The following is a 22,999-nucleotide window of genomic DNA, read 5'->3' as shown; positions in this document are numbered from 1 at the left end:
ATGTCGACAAACCCGGGACGCTGGCGCAGCGTGCTGTTCCTGCCCGCGTCGAACCCGCGCGCGATCGCGAAACTGACGACGCTCGCCTGCGACGCGGCGATCCTCGACCTGGAGGACGCCGTCGCGCCGGACGCGAAGGCGGATGCGCGCGCCGCGGCCACGGCCGCGGTGCTGGCTGGAGCGCACGCCGCGATCCGGATCAATGCGCTCGACACCCCCTGGGGACTGGACGATGCCGCGGCGGCGGGCGGCGCGCTGGCTGTGGTACTGCCCAAGGTGGGGGGCGCCGCCGACCTCGCGGCGGCACGGGACGCCATCGGCGACGACGGCCCCCCGATCTGGGCGATGATCGAAACGTGCGACGCCATGCTGCGCCTCGCCGAGATCGTCGACGTGGCGGCGGCAGTGCGCTGCACGATGCTGATCGCCGGGACCAACGATCTGGCCAAGGAGATGCGGTGCCGGCCGGGCGCGGACCGGATGCCGCTGGTGCCCGCGCTGACGCAGATGGTGTTGGCGGCGCGCGCGGCGGGCCTCGTCGTGCTCGACGGCGTGTGCAACGCGATCGGCGACGAGGCGCGGCTGGCGGCGGAGTGCGCGCAGGGCGCGATGCTGGGGTTCGACGGCAAGACGCTGATCCACCCCAGCCAGATCGACGCGGCCAACACCGCCTTCGCGCCGGACGCGACGGCAATCGCCTGGGCGCGACGCGTGGTCGACGCATTCGCCGCCCCCGAGGCCGTGGGCAAGGGTGCGATCCGACTGGACGGCGCGATGGTCGAACGGCTGCATCTCGCCGAGGCGGAGCGGGTGCTGGCGACGCTATGATCCGTCCCCCTGGCGCGCATGCGGGACGGGAAGAAACGATTGCCTGATCGGCGGGCGCAGTCGGGCCGGCACCGCCGCCACGCACGTGGATCAGGCTCTATTTCTCCAGCAGGCCCGCAATTCGGTCCGCGATATGATCCATCGCGAACGGCTTGGTCACGAGCGCCATGTTCGGGGCGAGCGGACCGTTGCCGATCACGGCATTTTCCGCATAGCCGGTGATGAACAGCACCTTCATCCCCGGCCGCTCGAGACGGATCGCATCGGCGAGCTGGCGGCCGTTCATCTGGCCCGGCAGGCCGACGTCGGTAACGAGCAGGTCGACGTGCGCGCCGGTCGCGAACAGCCGCATCGCCGCCGCCGCGTCGCCCGCCTCCAGTACCGTATGGCCCATGTCGTCGAGCACCTCCGCGACGAGCATGCGGATCGTCGGTTCGTCGTCGACGACCATCACCGTCGCCTTGCCCTCGCCGGCGCGGGGCAGCGCCCGCCCGGTGCCGGGATCGGCGTCCCCGTCCGCGTCGCCATAGTGGCGCGGCAGGTAGATGCACATCGTCGTGCCCTGCCCCAGCTCCGAATAGATGCGCACCTGCCCGCCCGACTGGCGCGCGAAGCCGTAGATCATCGAAAGGCCCAGGCCCGTCCCCTCGCCCATCGGCTTGGTGGTGTAGAAGGGGTCGAAGGCGCGCGCCTGCACCTCCGGCGTCATGCCGGTGCCGGTGTCGGTGACGCACAGCGACAGATACTGCCCCGGCGCCAGGTCCCGTTCGCGGGCGGCGCGCTGGTCGAGCCAGCGGTTGGCGGTCTCGATCGTGATCCGCCCGCCGTCCGGCATCGCGTCGCGGGCATTGATGCACAGGTTGAGCAGCGCGTTCTCGAGCTGGTTGGGATCGACCATCGCGGGCCACAGGCCCGCCTGCCCGACCAGCTCCACCTCGATCGCCGGCCCGACCGTGCGCTGCACGAGGTCGTGCAGGTCGGCGACCAGGCGATTGACGTCGGTCGGCTTGGGGTCGAGCGTCTGGCGCCGCGAGAAGGCGAGCAGCCGGTGCGTCAGCGCGGCGGCGCGCTTCGAGGCGCCCTGCGCCGCGGTGACATAGCGGTCGAGCTCGCCGATCCGCCCCTGGCGGATGCGCACCTGCATCATCTCCAGCGCGCCCGAGATGCCGGTCAGCATATTGTTGAAATCGTGGGCGAGACCGCCGGTCAGCTGTCCCACCGCCTCCATCTTCTGCGCCTGGCGCAGATGCTCTTCGGCCGCCATCAGCTCGGCAGTGCGCGCCTCGACCTGTGCCTCCAGCGAGGCGGTCAGCGCGGCCAGCTCGCTCTCGGCGCGGCGCCGCTCCACCGCATCGCGCGTCCGTTCCGCGACGTCGCGAACGAAGATGACCTCCTCCGCCAGCCAGGCGCGCGGCACCGCGTTGTTGAGGTAGAGGAGCGCCACGAAGCCGCCCTGCTCGGTCACCGGCATGTTGATGAACGACAGCGCGGACAGCCCCTTTAGCCCCTCCGCGGTGTCGCGCGTGCGCGGGTCCTCATAGGCGTTGCCGATCGCGACCGTGTCGCCGCGCTTCAGATCCTCGATATACGAGCCATAGTCGCGGAAATGGAGGATCCCGGGCAGCGGACTGATGCCGGGCGCGCACCAGGCGCGCTCGGTCACGATCGTCTCCGCCGCGCGGTCGATCGTGCCATAGCCGGCGCGGCTGACCTCGAACAGGCGGCCGAGGATCTCCGCCGCCGCATAGGCGAGATCCGCGGCATCGCCCGGCTCGCGCAGACGGTCGTTGAGTTCGAGCAGCGCGGCGAGGCGCAGTTCCGACCGCTTGCGCGCATCGATGTCGAAGCTGATGCCCGGGAAGCGCAGCCCGTCGCCGCCCGCATCGGTCACGCAGCGGCCTTGCGCCATCACCCAGCGGCTGCGGCCGTCCGGCTGGACGAGACGATATTCGCTGACGAACTCGCCCCGTTCGACGAGGGTCCGCGCGACCTCGGCTTCGACCCGCGCGCGGTCGTCCGGATGGATGCCGGCGAAGAACCGCTCGATGGGTGCGCCCGCCTGCGCCACGTCGACCGGCACGCCGTAGAGCAGGGCGAACCCGGGATCCGCCGTGATCCGGTTGGCTCCGACGTCCCAGTCCCAGCTGCCGACGCTGGACGGTCCGTTGGCGACGGCGTCCTCCGCATGACGTGTGTCCTGTGTCATCGAGCGCGGCAACGACCGTGATGCAGGGACGATCCCTTAGGCCCGCAGCGGTTCATCGTCATGGCCGCCGCGTCGCCGCGACGTCGTCGGCGCTCCAGCCACCGCCCATCGCCTGGTACAGCGCGACATAGGCGCTGAGGCGATCGGCGCGCGCCTGCACCAGCGACAGCTGCGCCGCGAGCAGCCCGCGCTGCGCGTCGAGCTGGTCGATATAGCTGCTGTAGCCCGCGCGATAGCGGTTGCTGGCGTTGCGCAGCGCGGCCGCGAGCGCGTCGACCTGGCCGCCGAGCGCGGTCGCCTGTTCGCCCGACCGGCGCACGCCCGCCAGCGCATCGTCCACCTCGCGAAAGGCGGTGAGCGCGGTGCGGCGGTAGGTGAAGGCCGCCTGGTCGCGTCGCGCGGTCGCGACGTCCGCCTGCGCCCGCAGGCGCCCGCCGTCGAGGATCGGCGACAGGATGCTCGCGCCCAAAGTGAACACGCCGATCGGCTTTGCAAGCACGGTCGACAGCGTCACGCCCGCCGTGCCGGTGAGCGCGATATTGGGCAGCATCGCCGCGCGCGCGCTGTCGAGCGTGCGATCGGCGGCGACCAGCGTCTGTTCGGCCTGGAACAGGTCGGGCCGGCGGCGCAGCAGATCGGCCGGCAGCCCGTCGGGGATCGGCGGCGTCAGCAGCCGGTCGAGCGGCAGGCCGCGCGGAATGGCGGCCGGCGCCTCGCCGAGCAGCAGGCTCAGCGCATTCTCCTGGCGGCTGACGGCGAGTTCGGCGGCGGGCACGAGCTGCAGCGTCGCCTGATATTCCGCCTCCGCCTGATGCAGTTCCAGGTTGGAGGTATAGCCCGTCTCCGCGCGCCGCCGCGCGATGCGCAGACCCTCCGCACGGGCGGCGAGCGTCTCGCGCGCCACCGCCAGCCGCTGGTCGAGCGCGCGCAGCGTGACATAGCCGGTGGCGACGCCGCTCGCGACGGCAAGGCGCACCGTGTCGCGCGCGCCCTCGCTGGCGAGCGCCTGTGCCCGCGCCGCGCGGCTCGCCTGGCGCAGCCGGCCGAACAGGTCGAGGTCGTAGCTGGCGGTGATCGCGGGGGCGGCCCCGATCGCGTCGCTGGGCGTGCCGAACGGACTCACCGTCTGACCGCTGGTCGATGGCACCTGTCCTCCGATGAGCGGTGTCTGCTGCGCGCGGGCGAGGCGCAGCGACGCGCGTGCCTCCTCGACGCGCGCCGCGGCGGTGGCGATATCGACGTTGTTGGCCAGCGCCCGGGCGACGAGATCGGCGAGCACGGGGTCGCCGAAGGCGTTCCACCAGTCGGCGCGGATCGGCGCGCCGGGCCCGAGCGCGGTGCGCCATCCCGGCGGCGGCGCGACCGCGCTGGCGGCGGGCGGCGCGGGGCGCGGACCGATGCAGCCCGCCAGGATCGCGCTCGCCGCCAATGCGGCGAACGTGCGCGCGAAGACGCGGCGACGCGATCCGGTGTCCGCCTTGGCCGCGCCTCTTCCCGTTCCCCGGCCCCCACCGGAGAACAGGAGATCGCGTCGCGCCTCGCGTCCGTCCCCCATCATCGCACCGTCGGGCCGGAGGAGGTGTCGACGCGCGCCTGGACCGACATGCCCGGGCGCAGGCGCTGCATCAGCGGCTGGCCGGGATCGATGCGGATGCGCACCGCGATGCGTTGCGGCACCTTGGTGAAATTGCCCGTCGCATTGTCCGCCTTCAGCACCGCGAATTCCGAGCCCGCCGCGGGCGAGATACGCTCGACCCGGCCGGTCAGCCGCGCATTGGCGAGGCCGTCGACGGTGAAGCTGGCCGGCTGGCCGACGATCATCCGGGCGGTCTGCGCCTCCTTGAAATTGGCGATCACCCAGGTTTCCGGGGGCACGAGGAACATCAGCTGCGAGCCGGCGGTCACATATTGGCCGACGCGCACGCCCACCTCGGACAGGCGCCCGTTCTCCGGCGCGCGGATCACCGTATTGGCGAGATCGATCTGCGCCAGGCGCTGCGCCGCCTCCGCCCCCGACACGCCGGCGCGCTGGCCGCCGCGACCAACCTGGACGGTGCGGATATCCTGCCGGGCGATCTCGCGCGCGGCATTCGCCTGCTGCACGCCGGCTTGCGCCTGGCGCAACGCGGCGAGCGTCTGGTCGCGCTCGCGCAGGGAAACGGAGCCGTCCTTCACCAGGTCGTTGACGCGCGCCATGTCCGCCTGCGCGCGCATCAGCTGCGCCTCGGCGTTGGCGACGGCGGCATTCTGCGCGGCGAGGCTCGCCTCGCGGCTGCGCTCGGACTGCTGCGCGTTGGCGAGCGTCGCCGCCTGCGCCGACACCTGCGCCGCCGCCTGGTCGACCCGCTGGCGGTAGATGCGGTCGTCGATCCGGACCAGCGGCTGGCCGGCGGTGACCTGCTCGAAGTCGCGGACGAGGACCTGCGTGACATAGCCCGACACCTGCGGCGCGATCACCGTCGTGCGTCCGCGCACATAGGCATTGTCCGTGGACTGGTAGGCGGTGGCGAAGGGCGGCAGGCGCCAGGCGGCGAGCACCGCAAGAAGGCCCGCCACGGCGATGATCACGATGACGATCGTGGCCGTTCGGCTCGGGGGGGTCGGGCGCCAGCCGGAACTGGCCGGCGCCGCGGCGGCTGCCGCCGCTTCGGCGCGCGCTTCGTCGGTGGCGGGTGCCGAATCGACAGGGTTCTGGCTTGCGGAACTACGGGTGTCGGTCATGCTGAGGCCCCTGCCGGCGTTGCGCGTCTGGCACGGTAGGCGCGGCGGATCAGGAGGAAAAGAAGGTAGACGAACGTCGCGGCCGCCAGCACGGCGACGAGGCGGAACGTGTCGTCATAGGCGAGCACGTTCGCCTCGCGCGTCGCGGTCTGCGACAGCAGCGCGCCGCCCTCCGCGCTGCGCAGCGCGGGATCGCCGACGACACGCGCCACCGCCTGCCCGCCCGCGGCGAGCCGTTGCGTAACGATCGGGTCGGTCGGGTCGATCGCCTGGACGAGCCCGGCGCTGTTCGCCTTCTCGCGGACGATCTGGTACGTGCCGAGGAGCGCCGATCCGGCCAGGCCGCCGATGCCGTTGACGATACCGAACACTGCGATGAAGCTGATTACGTGGCCCGCGCCCTGCTGCAGCGCGCGCAGCATGCCGAAGAGCAAAGCCGGCCCCAGGAAATAGGTGCCGGCAAAGGCGATCAGCCCCTGCGTCCAGTACATCTGCGGCGCGCGCGTCAGGCTGGTCGAATAGCTGTCCGCCCAGGCGGCGATCGCGACCAGACCGACCGCGAGCATGATCGGATGCGCGGTGCGGTCCGTGTCCAGCGTGATCGCGCTGAGCGCGACGCCCGCCGCCGAGCAAAGGAAGATGACGGTGAAGAACGTGCCGAGCTGATCGTTGTTCTGGCCGAGCACGGTCAGCAGGCCGACTGCGGCATAGGTCTGTTCGGACAGGACGATGCGCGCCATGATCGTGACGATCGCGAAGCGCAGGATGTCGGCGCTGCCGAGCCAGCGCGTGTTGAGCAGCGGATTGGCGCGATTGTGTTCGATGACCAGCGCGGCGGCGAGCATCGGGATCGCGGCAAGCAATGCCCAGCCGATCCAGGCGGCATTCGTCCACCAGACGTAACGACCCAGGCCGAGCACCGCCGCGATCAGCGCCATCGCGACGGCGAACAGCGCAAAGGTGACGAAGTCGAGCCGCTCGAACGCCTTCGACCGCGTCGTCGGCGGCAGGCGCAGCAGCGCCACCGCGGCGAAGCTCATCAGGGAGAGGCCAAGTTCGAACAGGTAAAGCTCGCGCCATTGCGACATGGCGAGCAGTTCGGGCGAGAACAGGCGGGCGAGCGGCGTCGCGCATTGCGGCACGCCGATGCCGAGGACGATCGCCTTCAGCCGCCATTTCAGCGGCAGCGCCTGCATCATGTAATAAAGGCACAGGCTGGACAGCGGCGCACCCGCCATGCCGCTGATCGCGCGTACGAGGATCGCGGTCTGGAATTCGCGGACGAACAGGTGGCCCAGCGTCACCGCGACATAGAGGCCGAGGAAGATCAGGGCGAAGGGTCTCAGGCCGAATTGCGCGCGGAACTTGATCAGCAGCAGGTTGATGCTGACGTTGGTCATCACATAGACCGTCGGCAGCCAGGCGATCTCCGACGGATCGAGGCCGAGTGCACCCTGCAGCGTCGTCGTGTTGGCGCTGATCAGCGCGTTGCCGAACCCGCCGGTCAGGCCGACGAGGATGGCGATCACGCCATAGGCGACGCGGATGCGCGTCGCATGTTCGACCGAGCCGGGCGAACCAGGCAATGCCGGTCGCTCGTGCGGCAGGAACTCCCAATGTTCCTCGGTCAGGAAACGGCGCAACCTGGTCAGCATCGCGGCGTGCGGTTCCTCCCTTTGCGGGCCGGTGCCGTCACGCCGGTTCCGTTCCGGCATCCGCCGCGCGGCGGACGCGCCGACCTCGGGGGCTGCGGACTGACCGTTGCCGGCGCGCGTCCGGCAGGACGGATCGGGGCCATGGTATCAGGTAAATCCTCACGCCGATTTCATCAAAGATCAAGCGCCCAGGATGTCGCGGTAGAGCTGGATGTACCGGTCCGCCATCCGCTCGACGGTGAAGCGCGCCGCCACCGCCGCGCGGCAGGCGGCACGGTCGATCTCGCCCAGGCGGCCGACGGCGGCGATCGCCTCGTCGATGCTGTCGACCAGAAACCCGGTGACGCCATCCTCGATCAGTTCCGGCATCGAGCCGCGGTTGATCGCGATCACCGGCGTGCCGCAGGCCATCGCCTCGATCACCGACAGGCCGAAGGGTTCGTCGAAGTTGATCAGGTGCAGCAGCGCCGCCGCCTGGCCCAGCGCGCGCGTCCGCTCGGCACCGCCGACCGCGCCGGGGTGGCGGATGTGCGCGCCGTCCAGATGCGGCGCGACCGCGCGCTCGTAATAGCCCTGGTCCTGCACGATGCCATACATGGCGAGCGCGCGGCCGGTCGCCTGCGCCACCCGGATCGCTTCTCCCGCGCCCTTGTCGGGATGCATGCGGCCGAAAAAAAGCAGGTCTTCGCTGCCCTGCGCGTCGAAGGGGAAATCGTCCAACACGATGCCGTGGTGGATCGTCGCGGCATAGCGCAGGTGCGGCGATCGGTCCGCGTCGCTGATCGCGACGTAATGGACGCGATCCTCATACGGCTTGTACATCGGCAGGATACGGTCCGACGAGAAGCCGTGGATCGTCGTCACCATCGGCGTGTCGACCAGATTGGCGAAGGCATGGGCGGGAAAATCCGCCTGGTTGTGGATCAGGTCGAACGCGTCCGCCTGCTCGAAGACATGCGCCAGGTGGCGGTATTCCCACACCTTCGCATCGATCGACGGGTCTTCGGAATAAGGCGCGGGAACGACCCCGGCGAGACGGCCCGCGGTCTGGCTGTCCTGTGTCGCGAACAATGTGACATCGACGCCGCGCGCGACGAGCGCCTCGGTGAGAAGGCTGGTGACGAGCTCCCACGGCCCATAGTGCCGCGGCGGCGTGCGCCAGGAGATGGGGGCGAGCATTGCGATCTTCATGGGGCGATCTTCATGGGGCGGTCTTCATCGGGCGGGGGATGTCCTCGATCATGATCTTATGCCGTCATCCCCGCGCAGGCGGGGGTCCAGACGCGCAGGTCTGGCATGGAAGCGGGACGGCGGCGTCTCTGGATTCCCGCCTGCGCGGGGACGGCGAAAATGGGCGGTCATGCGGGCCGAGCGAGGAACACGACGCCCTCGTCGCCGCGCAGCACACCTGACTCGGGCGTCCCGCCAAGCGTGCTCGCCAGGACGTCCCCTTCCGGCAGCGCGAACGGTTGCGGCTCGGCGCCCAGATTGAGCGCGACGACGATCCGCTCGTCGCCATGCCGCCGTTCGAACGCGAGGACGTCGCCCTCCGCCTCGATCAGGCGGAAGTCGCCGACCGCGAGCGCGGCGTGCTTGCGCCGCAGGTGCAGCAGGCGCCCGTAGAGCGCGAGCATCGACGCCTCGTCGCCGCCCTGCGCGGCGACGTTGCGCGTCGGCCAGTCGGGGCCGAGCGGCAGCCAGGGCTCGCCGCTGGTGAAGCCGGCATGCTCGCTGTCGTTCCACGGCATCGGAGTGCGGACGGGGTCGCGACCGAGGCCGAGGCCGGGCTCGCGCAGTTCGCGCGGGTCCTGCACCCGGTCGCGCGGGATGGCGACGTCGGCGAGGCCGATCTCGTCGCCGTAATAGATCGTCGGCGTGCCGCGCAGCGTCAGCAGCAGCATGGCCGCGACGCGCGCCTGGCGTTCCCCGACGCGGCTTGCGATCCGCGGCCGGTCGTGATTGCCGAGCACCCAGTTGGGCCAGCCGCCGGGCGGCAGCGCGCGCTCATATTCGTCGATCAGGGCGGCGAGAGGCCGCGCGTCCCAGGTCGCCTCGATCAGCTGGAAGTTGAAGGGCAGGTGCACCTCCGGCGTCTCCTGCCCGTAATAGTGCATCAAGCGTTCGACCGGCAGGTAGATCTCGCCGATCAGCACGCGGTCGCCGTCATAGCCGTCGGCGATCCGCCGCATCTCGGCGGCGATGGCATGCACCTCCGGCTGGTCGGTGGAATGCAGCTGCAGCACCGCATGCATCCCGCCCATCTCCGGCCGGTATGCGGGGTTGCGCGGATTGTCCGGAAACTGCGCGTGCTTCACCATGTGCCACAGCACGTCGATGCGGAAGCCGTCGACGCCGCGGTCGAACCAGAAACGCAGCACGTCCATCATCGCCGCGCGCAACGCGGGGTTGCGCCAGTTGAGGTCGGGCTGTTCCTTGAGGAAGGCGTGGTAGTAATATTGGCCGGTATCCGCGTCCCATTCCCAGGCGGAGCCGCCGAAATCGCTGATCCAGTTGTTGGGCGGGCCGCCGTCCGGCGCGGGATCGCGCCAGATGTACCAGTCGCGCTTCGGATTGTCGCGCGACGCGCGGCTCTCGCGGAACCACGGATGCGCGCTCGACGAATGGTTGGGCACGAAGTCGAGCAGCACCTTCAGCCCGCGCGCATGCGCCGCCGCGAGCAGCTCGTCGAAATCCCCGAGCGTGCCGAAGCGCGGATCGACGTCGCAATAGTCGGCGACGTCATAGCCGAAGTCGGCCATCGGCGACGGGAAGATCGGCGAGATCCACAGCGCATCCACGCCCAGCGCGACGAGATGGTCGAGCCGAGCCTCGATCCCCTTGAGGTCGCCTATGCCGTCGCCGTCGCTGTCCTGGAACGAACGCGGATAGACCTGATAGATCGCGCCCGATTGCCACCACGTCGCCATTGGCCTTCGCACCCCCGTCCGCGCCCAAGCCTGCCGGAGCGGTGATCCTCGCTTCGAAGGGGAGGGACCGGCCGCTCCGACAGGCGCAGGCGGAACGGTGCGCGGGCGTAACGGTTCCGTTCAGGCGAAGCGCGTCTTGGCGATGCGCGTCATCCGGCAGGCAAGGTCCGCCTCCCCGCTCGCGACCAGATAGGCGTCGCCATCGTCGACCAGGCCCGTCGAAAAGACGACCGGCGTCGGCAGATACATCTGGTGCGCGATCGGCGCGGTCAGCGGCGGATCGGCCTCCAGCAGGGGGACGTCGTCCTCGATCCGCAGGATGCGCGACGGGTCGTCGCGATCGAGCAGCGCCCAGAAGCTGCGATAGATGCCCACCGTCTCGCGCGCCTCGACGCCGTGATAGATCATCATCCAGCCGTGGTCCGTCAGCACCGGCTGCGTGCCGCCACCGATCTTCATCGCGGAGGTCGAGCCCTTGCGCGCGCGCAGACCCGGCGCGTCGAGCGGCTTCCAGTGCAGCGCGTCGGGACTCTGCGCGAAGTTGATCGACGGCCCGCCGACCCATTCGCTGTCCGGCGGATAGGCGAAATAGACTTCGCCGAGTGGACGGGTCAGCGCCATGAACCGGTCGCGGACCAGCCCCTCGAACAGGATCATGTCCTTGTTCTGATGGTCGAGGACGATGCCGTCGAGCCGATAGGTCAGCCCGTCGCGCGACGTGTGCAGGCTCGTGCAATGCCGCTCCGCGCCGACCGAGCACGTCGTCATGTACCAGGTGTCGCCGATCCGCGTGATCCGCGCGTCCTCGACGCCATAACATTGGTAGGAGGCGGCGGGTTCGATCGCCGTGTCGTAATGGACGCGCACGATGCGTTCGCCGGCGGGATCGAGCTCCACCGGCAGCAGCCAGGACAGCGAAGTGAGGCCGAGCACGCGATGGCGGCGGCCCTTGATCTCGAACTGGCGCGGATCCGTCATGTCCACGTCGGCGAGCGGCCATGCGTCGAGCCGATAGCCTTCGGGCGTCCAGCGGATCGCCCGGACATGGCCGTCGCGCACCGGCTCCGACAGGGCCTCCGCAATGCGGACCATCAGCAGCAGGTTGCCGCTCGGCAGCCGCGTGAAGCCCGGGTTGAACGCTCCGAGCACATAGGTCGGCTCCGTGATGCCGCGGCGCAGCGGCGAGCGGGCGAGGTCGACGTCGTCGGGGGTGAAGATCAGCGTATCGGCGTGGATCATGCCGCGTGAAGCGCGGCGGCCGACGATGGGTTCCCGCGATGCTGCCCCTCCCCGCCCCACGGGGAGGGGCGATGGTTCAGAACGCGGCCGTCACCGAGAATACCACCTGCGGCCCCGCGATCGGTCCGCCGTCCTTGGTCGACGAGAAGTTGGGCAGCAGATAGGCCGACTCGCGCCTGCCGATATCGGTATCGACATAGGCGACGCCCAAAGTCAGCGGCGTGCCCTTCACCGCCAGGTCGGCGCCGAGCATCCAGTCCCAGTATTTGCCTGTCGGCGCCACCGACGTGCCGTTGGGGCCGAGGCCGGGATTGCCCTTCGAATAGCCGATATGCGCCTTGGCGGTCAGCGGCGTCGACGGAATGCCGGCGGCGGCGTCGCCCCACAGGTACAGATTGTCCTGCTTGTCGCCGGGCCGCGTGTAGACCCCGGATTGCGCCGCCGCGCCGGTCGCATACCAGTTGCCGAGCGCCTGCTGCTTCGGCGCATAGGCGACGCCGGCGAGCAGCGTCGCCGGGCCGAGCGTTCCCGACAGCTTCACATAGGGTTCGGCGAAATCGGTCTTCGATGCGCCGCCGGGATACATGTACCAGGTCAGGCCGATGTCGAGCGTTCCGCCGTTGCCGACCGGCGTCTTGAACCCCCCGATCAGGTCGAGCTCCATGTTTGCACCGCCGAACGTCCCCCAGCCCGCGAGGTTCGACGCCCAGGTGCCGACGTACAGACCGCTTTCATGCGCGATCGTGAGGCCGCCCTGGATCGCCATCTCCTCGTCGGACTGCGACACGCCGCGGAAGCGATAGTCGGAGACGAGCGCGACGCTGCCCGTGACGGTGACGGGCCTGGGAGGCGCGGTATCCTGCGCGGCGACGGGCGCGGCGGTCAGGAAGAGAGACAATGCGGCCGCCATGGCCGCGGCGAAGGTATAGGACTTCATGGGACCCCTTTCACATGCGTGAGGTCCCTCCTGCGCCCGGGCCCGCCAGCGCGCTCGTCTCGGAGGAGGATGAGACGGATCGCCGGTCGTTCCCGGGCACGGTCCTCGCTAGTGCAGCAAAGCTGCCCGCGGGTTGCTTGGACGTGACGAAATGTTGCCGCGCGTCACGTCACATGGTCGAATGCTTCGGCGCTCTCCGGGAAAAAATCCGTCCGTGCCGGCCTCTGGGGGATGGACCGGCACGGACGGCAGGGGAGCCCGTGCGAGGGGGGCTTGCGGCCTAGTCGCGTCAGTGCGCCAGCGCGGCGACCTTGCCGCTGGCGCCGAACACCTCCACCGCGTCGCCGGCGGCGCGGCGGCGCTGGAACCAGTCCTTGATGAACTCCGCGCACGTATGGTCGACGGTCTTCAGATCGCTGACGTCGAGCCGGACCGGGCCGGTCGGCGCCCGATCGAGCGTGTCGGACAGCTTCGGCAGCGAGACGAACGTCGCCGCGCCGGCGAGGCCGATGGCATGGCCGCCAGCGGTCTCGCCTTCCGACACCTTCAGCCTGAGCCGCGTCAGGTTTGGCACCAGTTCGAGCAGCGACAGGCCGATGCCGACCAGCACGCCGGTGAGCAGGTCCGCCGCGACCACGGTGACGAGCGTCGCCAGCCAGATGAAGGCGGGCAGCACACCATAATGCGTGAACAGATGCCTTGCATGGTGGAGGCTGACGAGCCGCCAGCCGGTGACGACAAGGATCGCGCCCAACGCCGCCATCGGGATCTCGCGCAATACCCAGGGCAGCAGCGCGACGAAGCCCAGGATCCACGTCCCGTGCAGCATCGTCGACGCGCGGCTCTTCGCCCCCGCCTGGACGTTGGCCGACGATCGCACGATGACGCCGGTCATCGGCAGGGCGCCGGCGATGCCGCACAGCAGGTTGCCGACGCCTTGCGCACGCAGTTCCTTGTTGTAGTTGGTGCGCGGCCCGTCATGCATCCGGTCCACCGCCGCCGCCGACAGCAACGTCTCCGCGCTGGCGATGAAGGCGATGGCGAGCGCTGCGGCGAGGATCGACGGATCCATGAACCGCGCGACGATGTCGTTGCCCGGCAGGCTGATCGCCGCGGTGATCGACTCCGGCACGCTGACGCGCGCGACCTCGATCCCGAAGGCCATGGCGGTGAAGGTACCCGCGAGCACGCCGACGAGCGCGCCGGGGACGAGCTTAAGCGACGCAGGCCGGATCTTTTCCCAGCCGATCATGCAGACGATCGTCAGCACGCCGATGCCGAAGGCGAGTTCGGCGGCCTGGATGTTGTCGGGGGACAGGCCCAGCAGGCGGCCGGGCATGGCGAACAGGTTCTGGGTGCCCGAGGGCAGCGGCTTGGCGTCGAACAGGACGTGGAACTGGCCGACCACGATCAACAGGCCGATGCCGGCGAGCATGCCATGGACGACCGCCGGGCTGATCGCGCGGAACCAGCCGCCCAGCCGCAGCACGCCGGCGACGAACTGGATCACGCCGGCAATGATCAGGATCGGACCCAGCGCGGACATGCCGTGGTCGCGCACCAGCTCGAACACGACCACCGCCAGGCCGGCGGCGGGACCGCTGACCTGCAGCGGCGAGCCCGCCAGCGCACCCACGACGATGCCGCCGATGATGCCGGTGATCAGCCCCTTTTCCGGCGGCACGCCGGACGCGACCGCAATGCCCATGCACAGCGGCATCGCGACGAGGAAGACGACGATGGACGCGGTGAAGTCCCGCGTCAGCATCGCCGTCGAGGGCAGTTTCAATCCGCGCATCACTCCGCGGCCTGGGCGAATTCGACGTCGCTCGCGCGCCGTTCGGCGGCGGGTAGCGCGACCGGGAAGGGCTCGCCCTCGCGGATCACCACGAACTTGCCCGTGTTCCCGTCCAGACCCAGGACGTTGCCCTCGTGGATGTCGACGAACCAGCCGTGCAGGGAGATGTCGCCGCGCGCGATGCCGGCCGCGACCGACGGATGGGTGCGCAGGTTGGCGATCTGTGCGACCACATTCTCGAGGCTCAGCGCGCGCACGCGCTCGCCGTCGGTCAGCTCCGGATAGCTGCGATCGACGACCTGGCGCGCCGCGGCACCGTGGCGCAGCCACTGCGCGACGTTGGGCACCGACGACAGCGCGGCGGGGTCGCCCGACAGGCCCTTCATCGCGCCGCAGTCGGAATGGCCGCAGACGATGATGTCGCGCACGCCGAGCACGGAGATCGCATATTCGACCGTCGCGGTGGTGCCGCCGCTGGGCTGCGCGAAGGGGGGGACGATATTGCCCGCGTTGCGGCAGACGAACAGGTCGCCCGGCTGCGCCTGCATGATATGCTCGGGCACGATGCGCGAATCGGAGCAGGAGATGATCAGCGCCTTCGGGCTCTGCCCATTGAGCGCGAGGTTGGAATAGAGCGCCTGCTGATCCTGGAACACCTTCTTTTCGAAGGCGAGGACGCGGCCGATCACTTCGTTGTTCATGGTTGATACTCCTCCTCGAAACCCGCCAGCGGGTATTGCAGAGAGTATGTACGTGGCCCGTTTTGCTGACACGCCGCGCCGATGTGAGAAAGTGTTGCCGGGAAGAAGCGGCGGACAAACCGTCCCGGCGTCCGGTCCTTGTGCGGGGGGGGGGGGCGGGGGCCGGCACCGGCCCGATCCAGCATCGCTGGATTGCGATCTAACGCGGCAGGAAGATCGTCGCGCGCAATCCGCCCTCGGCTCGGTTGGCGAGGCTGAGCGTCCCGCCCTCCCCCGCGACGATCTTGGCGACGATCGGCAGCCCCAGGCCGAACCCCACCGTGTCGCGCGGTCGCGCCGTGTCGAGGCGGACGAAGGGTTCGAGCACGCGCTTGAGCTGCTCCTCGGGAATGCCGGGGCCGTCGTCCTCGACCGCGATCGCCACGCCCTCGCTCTTGCTGTCGAGCCGGATGACGACGTTGCCGGCATAATGGACGGCGTTCTCGACGAGGTTGCCGAGCGCGCGCTTGAACGCGACCGGCCGCACCCGCACCTCGCAATGGTTCGGCCCTTCGTAGGATCCCGGCAGGTCGCGGTCCTCGACATCGTCGATCAACGTCGCGCAGACGACGGCGATGTCCGTCAGCACCGGTTTTTCCGGATCGCTGTCGCCGCCCAGGAAGGCGAGCAGCGAGGCGATCATCGCCTCCATCTCGCCGAGGTCCCGGCCGATCGCGGCGCGCACCGCGGGATCCTCCACGCCGTCCGCGCGAAGCCGCAGCCTGGCGAGCGGCGTGCGCAGGTCGTGGCCGACCGCGGCCAGCGCCTGCGTCCGGTCGGCGATCAGCCGCTGGATGCGCCCCGCCATGCGGTTGAAGGCCGCGACGACGCGACGCACCTCGCCCGGCCCGTCTTCCGGCACCGGCGCATGGACGCCGTCGCCGAACCGGTCCGCCGCGGCGGCAAGGTTGCGCATCGGCCGCAGCATCTGCTGGATCAGCAACCCGCCGAGCAGCATCAGCGCGAGCGCCGGGATCAGCGCGAGCAGGATGCGCTCCGCGGCGAGGTTGAGGTTCTGCAGCGGCTCCAGCGTGCGGAAGTAGAGCCAGCTGCCATCGGGCAGTTGCAGGCCGCCGGTCACCACCGAACTGCGTCCGGGCGAGCTCAGCCGCAGTCGGAGGTCGGACCGCGCGAGCGACGGCTCCCATTCGATGACCTGGTGCCGCATGCTGTCGAGCGCGGGCGCGATCGGCGGCGGCGCGGGCAGCGACTGCTGCCAATGCAGCGCATAGCGTTCGGTGGTCAGGTCCTCCGCCATCTCCGCGCGGCGCACCGCCGGCTGTTCGGCGACGAGGCGGCGGGCGATGACGAGATGCTCGGCGAGCCGCCGCGCCTCGTCGTCGCGGACGGAGAACTGGCTCGCGCGCTCGTAGAGCAGCGTCGACACGCCGAATTCGATCACCATCGTCAGCAGCAGGATCGCGACGATCTGCCCGATCAGGCCGATCGAGGGCCGCAGCAATCGCCTCAACGGCGCGTCACCTCGGTGTTGAACATATAGCCGACGCCGCGCACGGTGATGATCGGTGCGTCCTGTCCCGCATTCGACAGTTTGCGGCGCAGGCGGCTGATCAGCACGTCGATGCTGCGGTCGGAACTGTCGCCCAGCCGAGTGCGCGACAGTTCGATCAGCCGCTCGCGCGCAATGACGCGGCCGGCATGTTCGGCGAGCGCGACGAGCAGGTCGAACTCCGCGCCCGTCAGGTCGACGACCGCCCCGGTCGGCGACGTCAGCTCGCGGCGCGGCAGCGTCACCGTCCAGCCGTCGAAGCTCAGCACGCCATCCTCGCGCTCGCCGCTCCGCCGCTCCAGCTGGCCGCGACGCAGCACCGCGCGGACGCGGGCGATCAGCTCGCGCGTCCCGAACGGCTTGGGCAGATAGTCGTCCGCGCCGAGCTCCAGACCGACGACGCGGTCGGTCTCGCTGCCCTTGGCGCTGATGAAGATGATCGGCACCTCGCTCTTCTGGCGGAGCGCACGGCACAGGTCGATGCCGCTGGTGCCCGGCAGCATGATGTCGAGCAGCACGAGGTCGACGGGTCCGGCCTCCAGCGCCAGCCACATCTCCGGCGCGGCGGAGGCGGGGCGGACGAGATAGCCGTTCTCCTGCAACGCGCGGGTGGTCAGCGTGCGCAGCGCGGGATCGTCCTCGACCAGGAGGATGGTGGGGGCGGTCATGGCCGGAGAGGTAGGCCGCGCACCCGTTCGGGTCAACAGAGGCCGACTTGGACACAATATCTTACGCGCCGGCCGATCGCCGGCAACGGCGGACGCCTAGATCCTGCGCCACATGCACTTGGAGGAGGTTTCCGCATGATCCGTACGTTCGCCACGCTCGCCCTGATCGCACTCGCCACGCCCGCCGTCGCCGGCCAGCCGTCCGACCCGAAGGTCGCCGCCGGCTGCACCAAGCATCAGGTCCACGCCCCCGCCGGCAAGATCGTCAGCCACGCGCCCGTCTATTTCTGCAAGACCAAGGCGCAGACCGTGGCCGCCAACGACAAGCTGCGGCCCAGCCCGATCGCTCCCGTCGTCGCGCGCGACTGATCGCGTCCGCCGCCGTCCGCCCTCACCCTGCCGCTACGGCGCCGATCGGGGCGGGCGAACGGCGCGGCGTGATGCCCGGAAATCTCGTTCCGGCGAGGTTCATCGACACCCCGCTAGCCGGAACGCAGGCGGGCCCCCGCTCCCTTGACCCGTGCCGGGGTCCGCCGCCCGCGCCTCAGTCCGCCGCGATCGGGCCGCTCACCGCCGCCGGGCGCCGCGTGAACCACACCACCAACGTTCCCGCCAGGCACAGATAGGCGGACAGGCGGAACAGGTCGGTCGAGGCGAGCAGATAGGCCTGCCCCACCATCTGCCGCGTGATCGCCGCCGCCGCCTGCGTCGACGAGGCGCCGAGATGCTGCAGCGTGTCGCTCGCCATCCGATACGCCGTCCCCTGCCCCACCGCATCCGCCAGCCGCGTCTGGTGCAGCGTCTCGCGCCGATCCCAGGCGGTGGTGATGATCGAGGCGGAGAAGGATCCCGCCACGATGCGCGCGAAGTTGGAGATGCCGGTCGCCGACGGGATGCGGTGCGGCGGGATGCCGTCGAGCAGGATGGTGATCATCGACAGGAAGAAGATGCTCATGCCGACCCCCTGCACCAGCATCGGCAGCATGAAGTCCACCACCGACGCATCGGTCACGAAATGCGAGCGCATCCAGTAGGACAGGGCGAAGGCGAGGAAGGAGAAGGACCCCAGGATGCGCGCGTCGATCTTGCCCGACAGGCGCGCGGCGAGCGGCGACATCACCACCGCGACGAGTCCGCTCGGCGCGGCGGTCAACCCCGCCCAGGTCGCGGTATAGCCGATCTGCGTCTGCAGCCACAGCGGCAGGATCAGCGTGTTGGCGAAGAAGATCGCATAGCCCATGCAGAACACGGCGGTGCCGATCGCGAAGTTGCGGTTGGCGAACAGCGACAGGTCGACCGCCGGATTGGCGTCGGTCAGCTCCCAGATCAGCCAGGCGACGAAGCCGACCGCCGCGACGACCGTCATCACGCAGATCGTCGTGTCGTTGAACCAGTCCGCGTTCTTGCCCAGGTCGAGCACGACCTGCAGCGCCCCGACCCACACCACCAGCAGGCCCATGCCGATCGTGTCGATCGGCAGCTTGCGGGTCGGCGTCTCGCGCGTCTTGAGGCCGTTCCAGCAGGTCAGCGCGCAGAAGATGCCGACCGGCACGTTGATCAGGAAGATCCAGCTCCAGTGGTAATTGTCGCTGATCCAGCCGCCCAGGATCGGCCCCATCACGGGTCCGACCAGCGTCGTCATCGACCAGACGCCCAGCGCGGTCGATCGCCGTTCGGGCGGGAAGATCGCGATGAGCAGCGCCTGGCTGCCCGGCATCATCGGCCCGGAGCAGGCACCCTGCAGGATGCGGAAGACGATCAGCGACTGCAGGTTCCAGGCGATGCCGCACAGGAACGAGGCGAGCGTGAACGCCGCCACCGCGACGCAGAAGGTGCGCACCACGCCGAACCGGCCCATCAGCCAGCCGGTCAGCGGCACCGCGACGCCGTTCGCCACCGCGAAGGCGGTGATGATCCAGGTCGAATTGTCGCTCGACACGCCGAGGTTGCCCGCGATCGTCGGCAGCGACACGTTGGCGATCGTGCTGTCCAGCACCGTCATGAACGTGCCGAGCGCCAGCGCGAAGGCGAGCAGGGCGCGACCCCCGCCCTCCAGCGGCGGCAGGGTGGATTGAGGAGCGCTCATCGCGACGCGCCGCTTACCGGTTCGCCGCGATGATCTGGCGGATGCGCGCCTCCACCGCCGGATCGCGCGCGTCGGTCGGGGTGCCGCTATAGGCCGCGCTCGCCGCCTGGCCCAGCCGCGCACCGGTCAGGCTGGCGGTGTCCACCGTCGCATTCACCGACAGCCCGACGCGCAGCGGATTGCGTTGCAATTCCCGCGGGTCGAGCGCGATGCGCACGGGCACGCGCTGGACGATCTTGATCCAGTTGCCGCTGGCGTTCTGCGGCGGCAGCAGCGCGAAGGCATTGCCCGAACCGGCGCCCAGGCCGATCACCTTGCCGTGATAGACGATGCCATCGCCGTACATGTCGGCGGTCACCGTCGCCGGCTGGCCGATGCGCAGGTCCTTGAGCTGCGTCTCGCGGAAATTGGCGTCGATCCAGACGCGGCTGAGCGGCACCACCGCCATCAGCGGCGTACCTGCCGCCACCTGCTGGCCGATCTGCACCGTGCGCTGCGCGACGACGCCGTCGATCGGCGCGACGATGTGCATGTGGCTGCGCGTGATCGCGGCACGGCGATAGGCGGCGATCGCGGCGAGCACCGCCGGATTGGTGTCGACGTCGGTGCCCTGCACCGTTGAACGCGACTGCGCCTGCTGGCTGAGCGCGAGGTTGAGGTTGGCGCGGGCCACCTTCACCGCATCGGCCGCATGCGCCAGTTCCTCGCCCGATACCGCGCCCTGCGCCGCCGCGCCCTGGCGGCGCGCATAGTCGGATTGCGCGGCGGACAGTTGCGCGCGCGCCTGGACCACCGAGGCGCCGCTTTCCGAGACCTTCGAGAAATCGGCCCGCGTCGCGCGCACCGCGCGGGCGAGCTCGGCCGCCGCGCTGGCGAGGTTGACGTCCGCCGTCGCGGGATCGAGGTCGAGCAGCGGCTGGCCGGCCTTCACCGTCTGCGTATTGTCGGCATGGATGCCGATCACCTGCCCCGCGTCGCGCGCCGTCACCGCGACCACGTCACCCGCGACATAGGCGTCGTCGGTCTCCTCCTGCGGCTTGGCGAGCAGGAAATGCATCACCGCCCAGACGATGAGCGCAAGGACGACGACGATCGCCAGGATGGCGAAGCCCAGCCGCCGGGCGCGCGGACGGCCGGGTTCCTTGACGGCCATCATCTCGGGGGCCTGCACTTCCGCGCCCGGAGCGGCGGCGGAATCGTCATAGGAAGAGCGTGCGTCGGTCATCGGGCATTGTCCTGCGAAGGCGTGAAGCCGCCGCCGAGCGCCAGCACCAGCGCGACGCGCTGGCGGGCCGCATCCGCGGCGAGGTTGGTGGTGGCGAGCCGCGCGTCGAGCAGGCGGATGTCGTTGTCGACGAGGTCGAGCTTGCTATCGAGGCCGCTCGAGACGCGGACCGCGTTCAGGCGGTTGGTCTCGGACAGGCCGCGCACGACCTCCGCCGCGCGCGCGCGCTGCTGCGCGATATTGTCGACGAGCGCCAGCGCGTCCGCGGTGTCGCGCACCGCACCGACGACGCGCTCGTTGTAATCGGCGGTGGCGAGATCGAGCGCCGCGGTCGCGCCGGCCAGGTCCGCCTTCAGCCGGCCGTTGTCGAACAGCGGCAGGTGCACGGCAGGGCCAGCGCCGACCGCGGCCGCGTCCAGGTTGATCAGATTGCCGAGACCGATCGCCTGCAATCCCGCAAAGGCGGCGAGATTGATGTTGGGATAGAAGGCGCGCCGCGCCACCTGTCGTCCCGCCGCGGCCGCGGCGATGCGCGCCTGCGCGGCGGCGATGTCCGGCCGGCGGGCGAGCAGGTCGGCGGGCAGCGTCTTGGGCAACGGCAGCGCGCTGTCCAGGTTCAGCCGGGCGGGCTGGATGGCGAGCGCATAATCGTGCCCGCGCCCCGCCAGCGCGGCGAGCGCATTCGCCGCCACCGCGCGCGCACCGTCGGCCTGCACCGCCGCCTCGCGCGCCTGCGCCAGCAGCGTTCCCGCCGCTTCGGCCTGCAGGTTGCTGGCGAGCCGGTTGCGGATGCGGACCTGGACGAGCTGCACGGTGCGTTCGCGCGTCGCGACCGTGTCGCGGGCCAGCCGCGCCTGCGCTTCCGCGCGGGCAAGATCGACATAGGTCTGCACCACCGACCCGGCGATCGCGAGCCGGGCGGCGGCGACATCGAGCGCGGCGGCGCGGGCGGAGGCCCGGGCGCCTTCGATCGCGGCGCGCTGCCGGCCGAACAGGTCGAGGTTCCAGGACAAATTGCCCTGGACCTGGCCGATCGTCCGGACCGTGCCGCCATAGGGCGGCGGGATGATGTAGCGGCCCGACAGGCGCTGCGGCTGGATGGAGCCGTCGAGCGTCGCATTGGGACCATCGTCGGCGCGACGGCTGGCGAGCACCGCCTCCGCCTGGCGAACGCGGGCGAGCGCGGCATCCAGCGTCGGATTGCCGCCCGTCGCATCCGCGACGATGCGGTCGAGCTGCGGGTCGCCGAAGCTCTTCCACCAGTCGTCGGCGATGGCCGGCGCGGCGGCGGCGTCCAGCCCCAGCGATGCGGGTGCGACCGGCGCCACGGCGGGCGGGCTGTGCGGCACGGCGCAGCCGGCCAGCAGCGTGGCGACGAGGGTGGCGATCAGTGGGGCGGGGCGGGCGCGCGTCATGCCGAGGCGCTTTCGTCGGCGGCGCGCGCGAGCGTGTCGCGCACCCGTTGCAGAAGACGGATCAGGTCCATGATATCCTTGTCGTTCCAATCGCGAAGCCAGCCGTTCCACTTCTCCACCACGGCATCGCGCACCGCCATCGCCGCCGCCTCGCCCGCCGGCGTCAGCGCCAGATGGACCACACGACGATCGTCGCCCGCACGGTGACGGGTGATCCAGCCGCGTTCCTCCAGCGTGTCCACCAGCCGCGTCGTCGCGCCCTTGTCGTACGCCATGTCGCGCGCGATCGCGGCGCAGGTGTTGGCACGCTGCACATAGATGGAGGCGAGCGCCGACCATTGCGTCGCGGTCATCCCCGCCGCGGCGAAGATCGGCTCGAGCGCGAGCGTGCCGAGCTGGTGCACGCGCCGCGCCAGATAGCCGATCGACGAGTCGGGCGTGAAGGTCGAGTCGCTGTAGAAGGCCATATGGTTGCCATGGCAACCATTGCCGGAGCAGTCAAATGACATTCGTGTCATATGGGCTGCCCTTTCGGGCGTCAGGCCTTCATCACTCGCGAATCTGACGCTCGGCTCGGCCTCCGCCTGCGGCCCCCGTCAGACCGGCCCACGCGCCTCTCTGATAGCGCGCCGTGAAGTCGCGGGCGGGGTCGCGACGCAGGCGGAGACGCTGCATAACGTTCTGCGATCGCGTATTTTCGGCAGCCGTGTAGGTGTAGCTGCTCGCAACCAAAGCGGCGTGTGCTCGCCATCGGAGCAATGTCCTGCTCACGTTTTCTGGCACTGGCGGGCGGCATCGTGCTCGAATGTGCTGCCAGCGTACTCGCCATCATCCGGCGCCGCTCGCAATCGGAGATGCCTGCTCATATTATCTGTTACGAGCAGATGCCAAAGGCGAGTTCCTCGCACGAGCGGCATCGTCCCGTTTCTCCGTCTCCAACCGGCCATTTCGGGAATCAGCAATCGGGAACATATTCCGCGAAAACGACACCGTCTTTGCCATCCAGCGGGCCGCGCTGCCGTCAGCCGTCTCGCTGCCGTTCGT

The 22,999-nt window shown here is 70.1% G+C and carries 18 protein-coding genes; 2 read left to right on the top strand and 16 right to left on the bottom strand.

Features of this window, described 5'->3' with window-relative positions:
* Positions 1 to 828, top strand: a complete 828-nt coding sequence (locus RF701_RS13410) for a CoA ester lyase (protein ID WP_308815243.1) — start codon at positions 1 to 3, stop codon at positions 826 to 828.
* 97 nt (positions 829 to 925) lie between these two features.
* Here the strand turns inward: RF701_RS13410 and RF701_RS13405 are convergent, their stop codons facing one another.
* The 12 genes from RF701_RS13405 to RF701_RS13350 all read right to left on the bottom strand — a co-directional run bounded on the left by RF701_RS13405 (position 926) and on the right by RF701_RS13350 (position 17,229).
* A complete protein-coding gene (locus tag RF701_RS13405; RefSeq protein WP_308815242.1) occupies positions 926 to 3,034 on the bottom strand; it encodes an ATP-binding protein in 2,109 nt (702 codons plus the stop codon).
* Between the two features lie 58 nt (positions 3,035 to 3,092).
* Positions 3,093 to 4,589 carry an efflux transporter outer membrane subunit gene (locus RF701_RS13400; protein ID WP_308815241.1) on the bottom strand — a complete coding sequence of 499 codons (1,497 nt, stop codon included), beginning with the start codon at positions 4,587 to 4,589 and terminating at the stop codon, positions 3,093 to 3,095.
* Entirely contained in the window at positions 4,589 to 5,755 is a 1,167-nt protein-coding gene (locus RF701_RS13395; protein ID WP_308815240.1) for an HlyD family secretion protein, read from the bottom strand. Before RF701_RS13395 ends, RF701_RS13400 begins: the two co-directional genes overlap by 1 nt.
* Complete coding sequence (locus tag RF701_RS13390; RefSeq protein WP_203308686.1) at positions 5,752 to 7,410, bottom strand: MFS transporter; 1,659 nt, start codon at positions 7,408 to 7,410, stop codon at positions 5,752 to 5,754. The genes RF701_RS13395 and RF701_RS13390 overlap by 4 nt, the downstream gene beginning before the upstream one ends.
* Before the next feature lie 180 nt (positions 7,411 to 7,590).
* Positions 7,591 to 8,601, bottom strand: a complete 1,011-nt coding sequence (locus tag RF701_RS13385) for a glycosyltransferase family 4 protein (RefSeq protein WP_308815239.1) — start codon at positions 8,599 to 8,601, stop codon at positions 7,591 to 7,593.
* A 167-nt stretch (positions 8,602 to 8,768) separates the two neighbouring features.
* Positions 8,769 to 10,337: an alpha-amylase family glycosyl hydrolase gene (locus tag RF701_RS13380; RefSeq protein ID WP_308815238.1), complete on the bottom strand. Its 1,569-nt coding sequence runs from the start codon at positions 10,335 to 10,337 to the stop codon at positions 8,769 to 8,771.
* Positions 10,338 to 10,457: 120 nt separating this feature from the next.
* Complete coding sequence (locus tag RF701_RS13375) at positions 10,458 to 11,576, bottom strand: glycosidase (RefSeq protein WP_374758627.1); 1,119 nt, start codon at positions 11,574 to 11,576, stop codon at positions 10,458 to 10,460.
* Positions 11,577 to 11,652: 76 nt separating this feature from the next.
* Entirely contained in the window at positions 11,653 to 12,513 is an 861-nt protein-coding gene (locus tag RF701_RS13370; RefSeq protein WP_210357098.1) for a TorF family putative porin, read from the bottom strand.
* 289 nt (positions 12,514 to 12,802) lie between these two features.
* Positions 12,803 to 14,311 carry a SulP family inorganic anion transporter gene (locus tag RF701_RS13365; protein ID WP_210357099.1) on the bottom strand — a complete coding sequence of 503 codons (1,509 nt, stop codon included), beginning with the start codon at positions 14,309 to 14,311 and terminating at the stop codon, positions 12,803 to 12,805.
* On the bottom strand, positions 14,311 to 15,012 hold the full coding sequence (locus RF701_RS13360) for a carbonic anhydrase (protein ID WP_203308691.1): 702 nt from the start codon (positions 15,010 to 15,012) through the stop codon (positions 14,311 to 14,313). The genes RF701_RS13365 and RF701_RS13360 overlap by 1 nt, the downstream gene beginning before the upstream one ends.
* 199 nt (positions 15,013 to 15,211) lie before the next feature.
* Positions 15,212 to 16,522: an ATP-binding protein gene (locus tag RF701_RS13355; protein ID WP_308815237.1), complete on the bottom strand. Its 1,311-nt coding sequence runs from the start codon at positions 16,520 to 16,522 to the stop codon at positions 15,212 to 15,214.
* A complete protein-coding gene (locus RF701_RS13350) occupies positions 16,519 to 17,229 on the bottom strand; it encodes a response regulator (RefSeq protein ID WP_203308693.1) in 711 nt (236 codons plus the stop codon). Before RF701_RS13350 ends, RF701_RS13355 begins: the two co-directional genes overlap by 4 nt.
* A 135-nt stretch (positions 17,230 to 17,364) precedes the next feature.
* Here RF701_RS13350 and RF701_RS13345 point away from each other — a divergent pair, with 135 nt between their 5' ends.
* Complete coding sequence (locus RF701_RS13345; RefSeq protein WP_210357101.1) at positions 17,365 to 17,598, top strand: hypothetical protein; 234 nt, start codon at positions 17,365 to 17,367, stop codon at positions 17,596 to 17,598.
* 175 nt (positions 17,599 to 17,773) lie between these two features.
* Here the strand turns inward: RF701_RS13345 and RF701_RS13340 are convergent, their stop codons facing one another.
* The 4 genes from RF701_RS13340 to RF701_RS13325 form a co-directional block, all read right to left on the bottom strand.
* Positions 17,774 to 19,315 carry a DHA2 family efflux MFS transporter permease subunit gene (locus RF701_RS13340; RefSeq protein WP_203308695.1) on the bottom strand — a complete coding sequence of 514 codons (1,542 nt, stop codon included), beginning with the start codon at positions 19,313 to 19,315 and terminating at the stop codon, positions 17,774 to 17,776.
* A gap of 13 nt (positions 19,316 to 19,328) precedes the next feature.
* Positions 19,329 to 20,471, bottom strand: a complete 1,143-nt coding sequence (locus RF701_RS13335) for an efflux RND transporter periplasmic adaptor subunit (RefSeq protein WP_308815675.1) — start codon at positions 20,469 to 20,471, stop codon at positions 19,329 to 19,331.
* Between the two features lie 65 nt (positions 20,472 to 20,536).
* A complete protein-coding gene (locus RF701_RS13330) occupies positions 20,537 to 21,955 on the bottom strand; it encodes an efflux transporter outer membrane subunit (RefSeq protein WP_210357103.1) in 1,419 nt (472 codons plus the stop codon).
* Positions 21,952 to 22,422, bottom strand: a complete 471-nt coding sequence (locus RF701_RS13325) for a MarR family winged helix-turn-helix transcriptional regulator (protein ID WP_210357104.1) — start codon at positions 22,420 to 22,422, stop codon at positions 21,952 to 21,954. Before RF701_RS13325 ends, RF701_RS13330 begins: the two co-directional genes overlap by 4 nt.
* Positions 22,423 to 22,999: the final 577 nt, after the last annotated feature.

The organism is Sphingomonas sp. GV3 (genome assembly GCF_031082075.1).
GTDB classification, from domain to species: Bacteria; Pseudomonadota; Alphaproteobacteria; order Sphingomonadales; family Sphingomonadaceae; genus Sphingomonas; species Sphingomonas beigongshangi.
The sequence above is the reverse complement of the archived record's forward strand: the minus strand, read 5'-3'. Positions and strand labels throughout refer to the sequence as shown.

Coding starts and splice junctions, on each gene's coding strand:
- RF701_RS13345 (WP_210357101.1), top strand. CDS start 17,365: ATGATCCGTACGTTCGCCACGCTCGCCCTGATCGCACTCGCCACGCCC.
- RF701_RS13395 (WP_308815240.1), bottom strand. CDS start 5,755: ATGACCGACACCCGTAGTTCCGCAAGCCAGAACCCTGTCGATTCGGCA.
- RF701_RS13370 (WP_210357098.1), bottom strand. CDS start 12,513: ATGAAGTCCTATACCTTCGCCGCGGCCATGGCGGCCGCATTGTCTCTC.
- RF701_RS13360 (WP_203308691.1), bottom strand. CDS start 15,012: ATGAACAACGAAGTGATCGGCCGCGTCCTCGCCTTCGAAAAGAAGGTG.
- RF701_RS13385 (WP_308815239.1), bottom strand. CDS start 8,601: ATGAAGATCGCAATGCTCGCCCCCATCTCCTGGCGCACGCCGCCGCGG.
- RF701_RS13390 (WP_203308686.1), bottom strand. CDS start 7,410: ATGCTGACCAGGTTGCGCCGTTTCCTGACCGAGGAACATTGGGAGTTC.
- RF701_RS13335 (WP_308815675.1), bottom strand. CDS start 20,471: ATGATGGCCGTCAAGGAACCCGGCCGTCCGCGCGCCCGGCGGCTGGGC.
- RF701_RS13325 (WP_210357104.1), bottom strand. CDS start 22,422: ATGGCCTTCTACAGCGACTCGACCTTCACGCCCGACTCGTCGATCGGC.
- RF701_RS13405 (WP_308815242.1), bottom strand. CDS start 3,034: ATGACACAGGACACACGTCATGCGGAGGACGCCGTCGCCAACGGACCG.
- RF701_RS13365 (WP_210357099.1), bottom strand. CDS start 14,311: ATGCGCGGATTGAAACTGCCCTCGACGGCGATGCTGACGCGGGACTTC.
- RF701_RS13350 (WP_203308693.1), bottom strand. CDS start 17,229: ATGACCGCCCCCACCATCCTCCTGGTCGAGGACGATCCCGCGCTGCGC.
- RF701_RS13410 (WP_308815243.1), top strand. CDS start 1: ATGTCGACAAACCCGGGACGCTGGCGCAGCGTGCTGTTCCTGCCCGCG.
- RF701_RS13330 (WP_210357103.1), bottom strand. CDS start 21,955: ATGACGCGCGCCCGCCCCGCCCCACTGATCGCCACCCTCGTCGCCACG.
- RF701_RS13340 (WP_203308695.1), bottom strand. CDS start 19,315: ATGAGCGCTCCTCAATCCACCCTGCCGCCGCTGGAGGGCGGGGGTCGC.
- RF701_RS13375 (WP_374758627.1), bottom strand. CDS start 11,576: ATGATCCACGCCGATACGCTGATCTTCACCCCCGACGACGTCGACCTC.
- RF701_RS13380 (WP_308815238.1), bottom strand. CDS start 10,337: ATGGCGACGTGGTGGCAATCGGGCGCGATCTATCAGGTCTATCCGCGT.
- RF701_RS13400 (WP_308815241.1), bottom strand. CDS start 4,589: ATGGGGGACGGACGCGAGGCGCGACGCGATCTCCTGTTCTCCGGTGGG.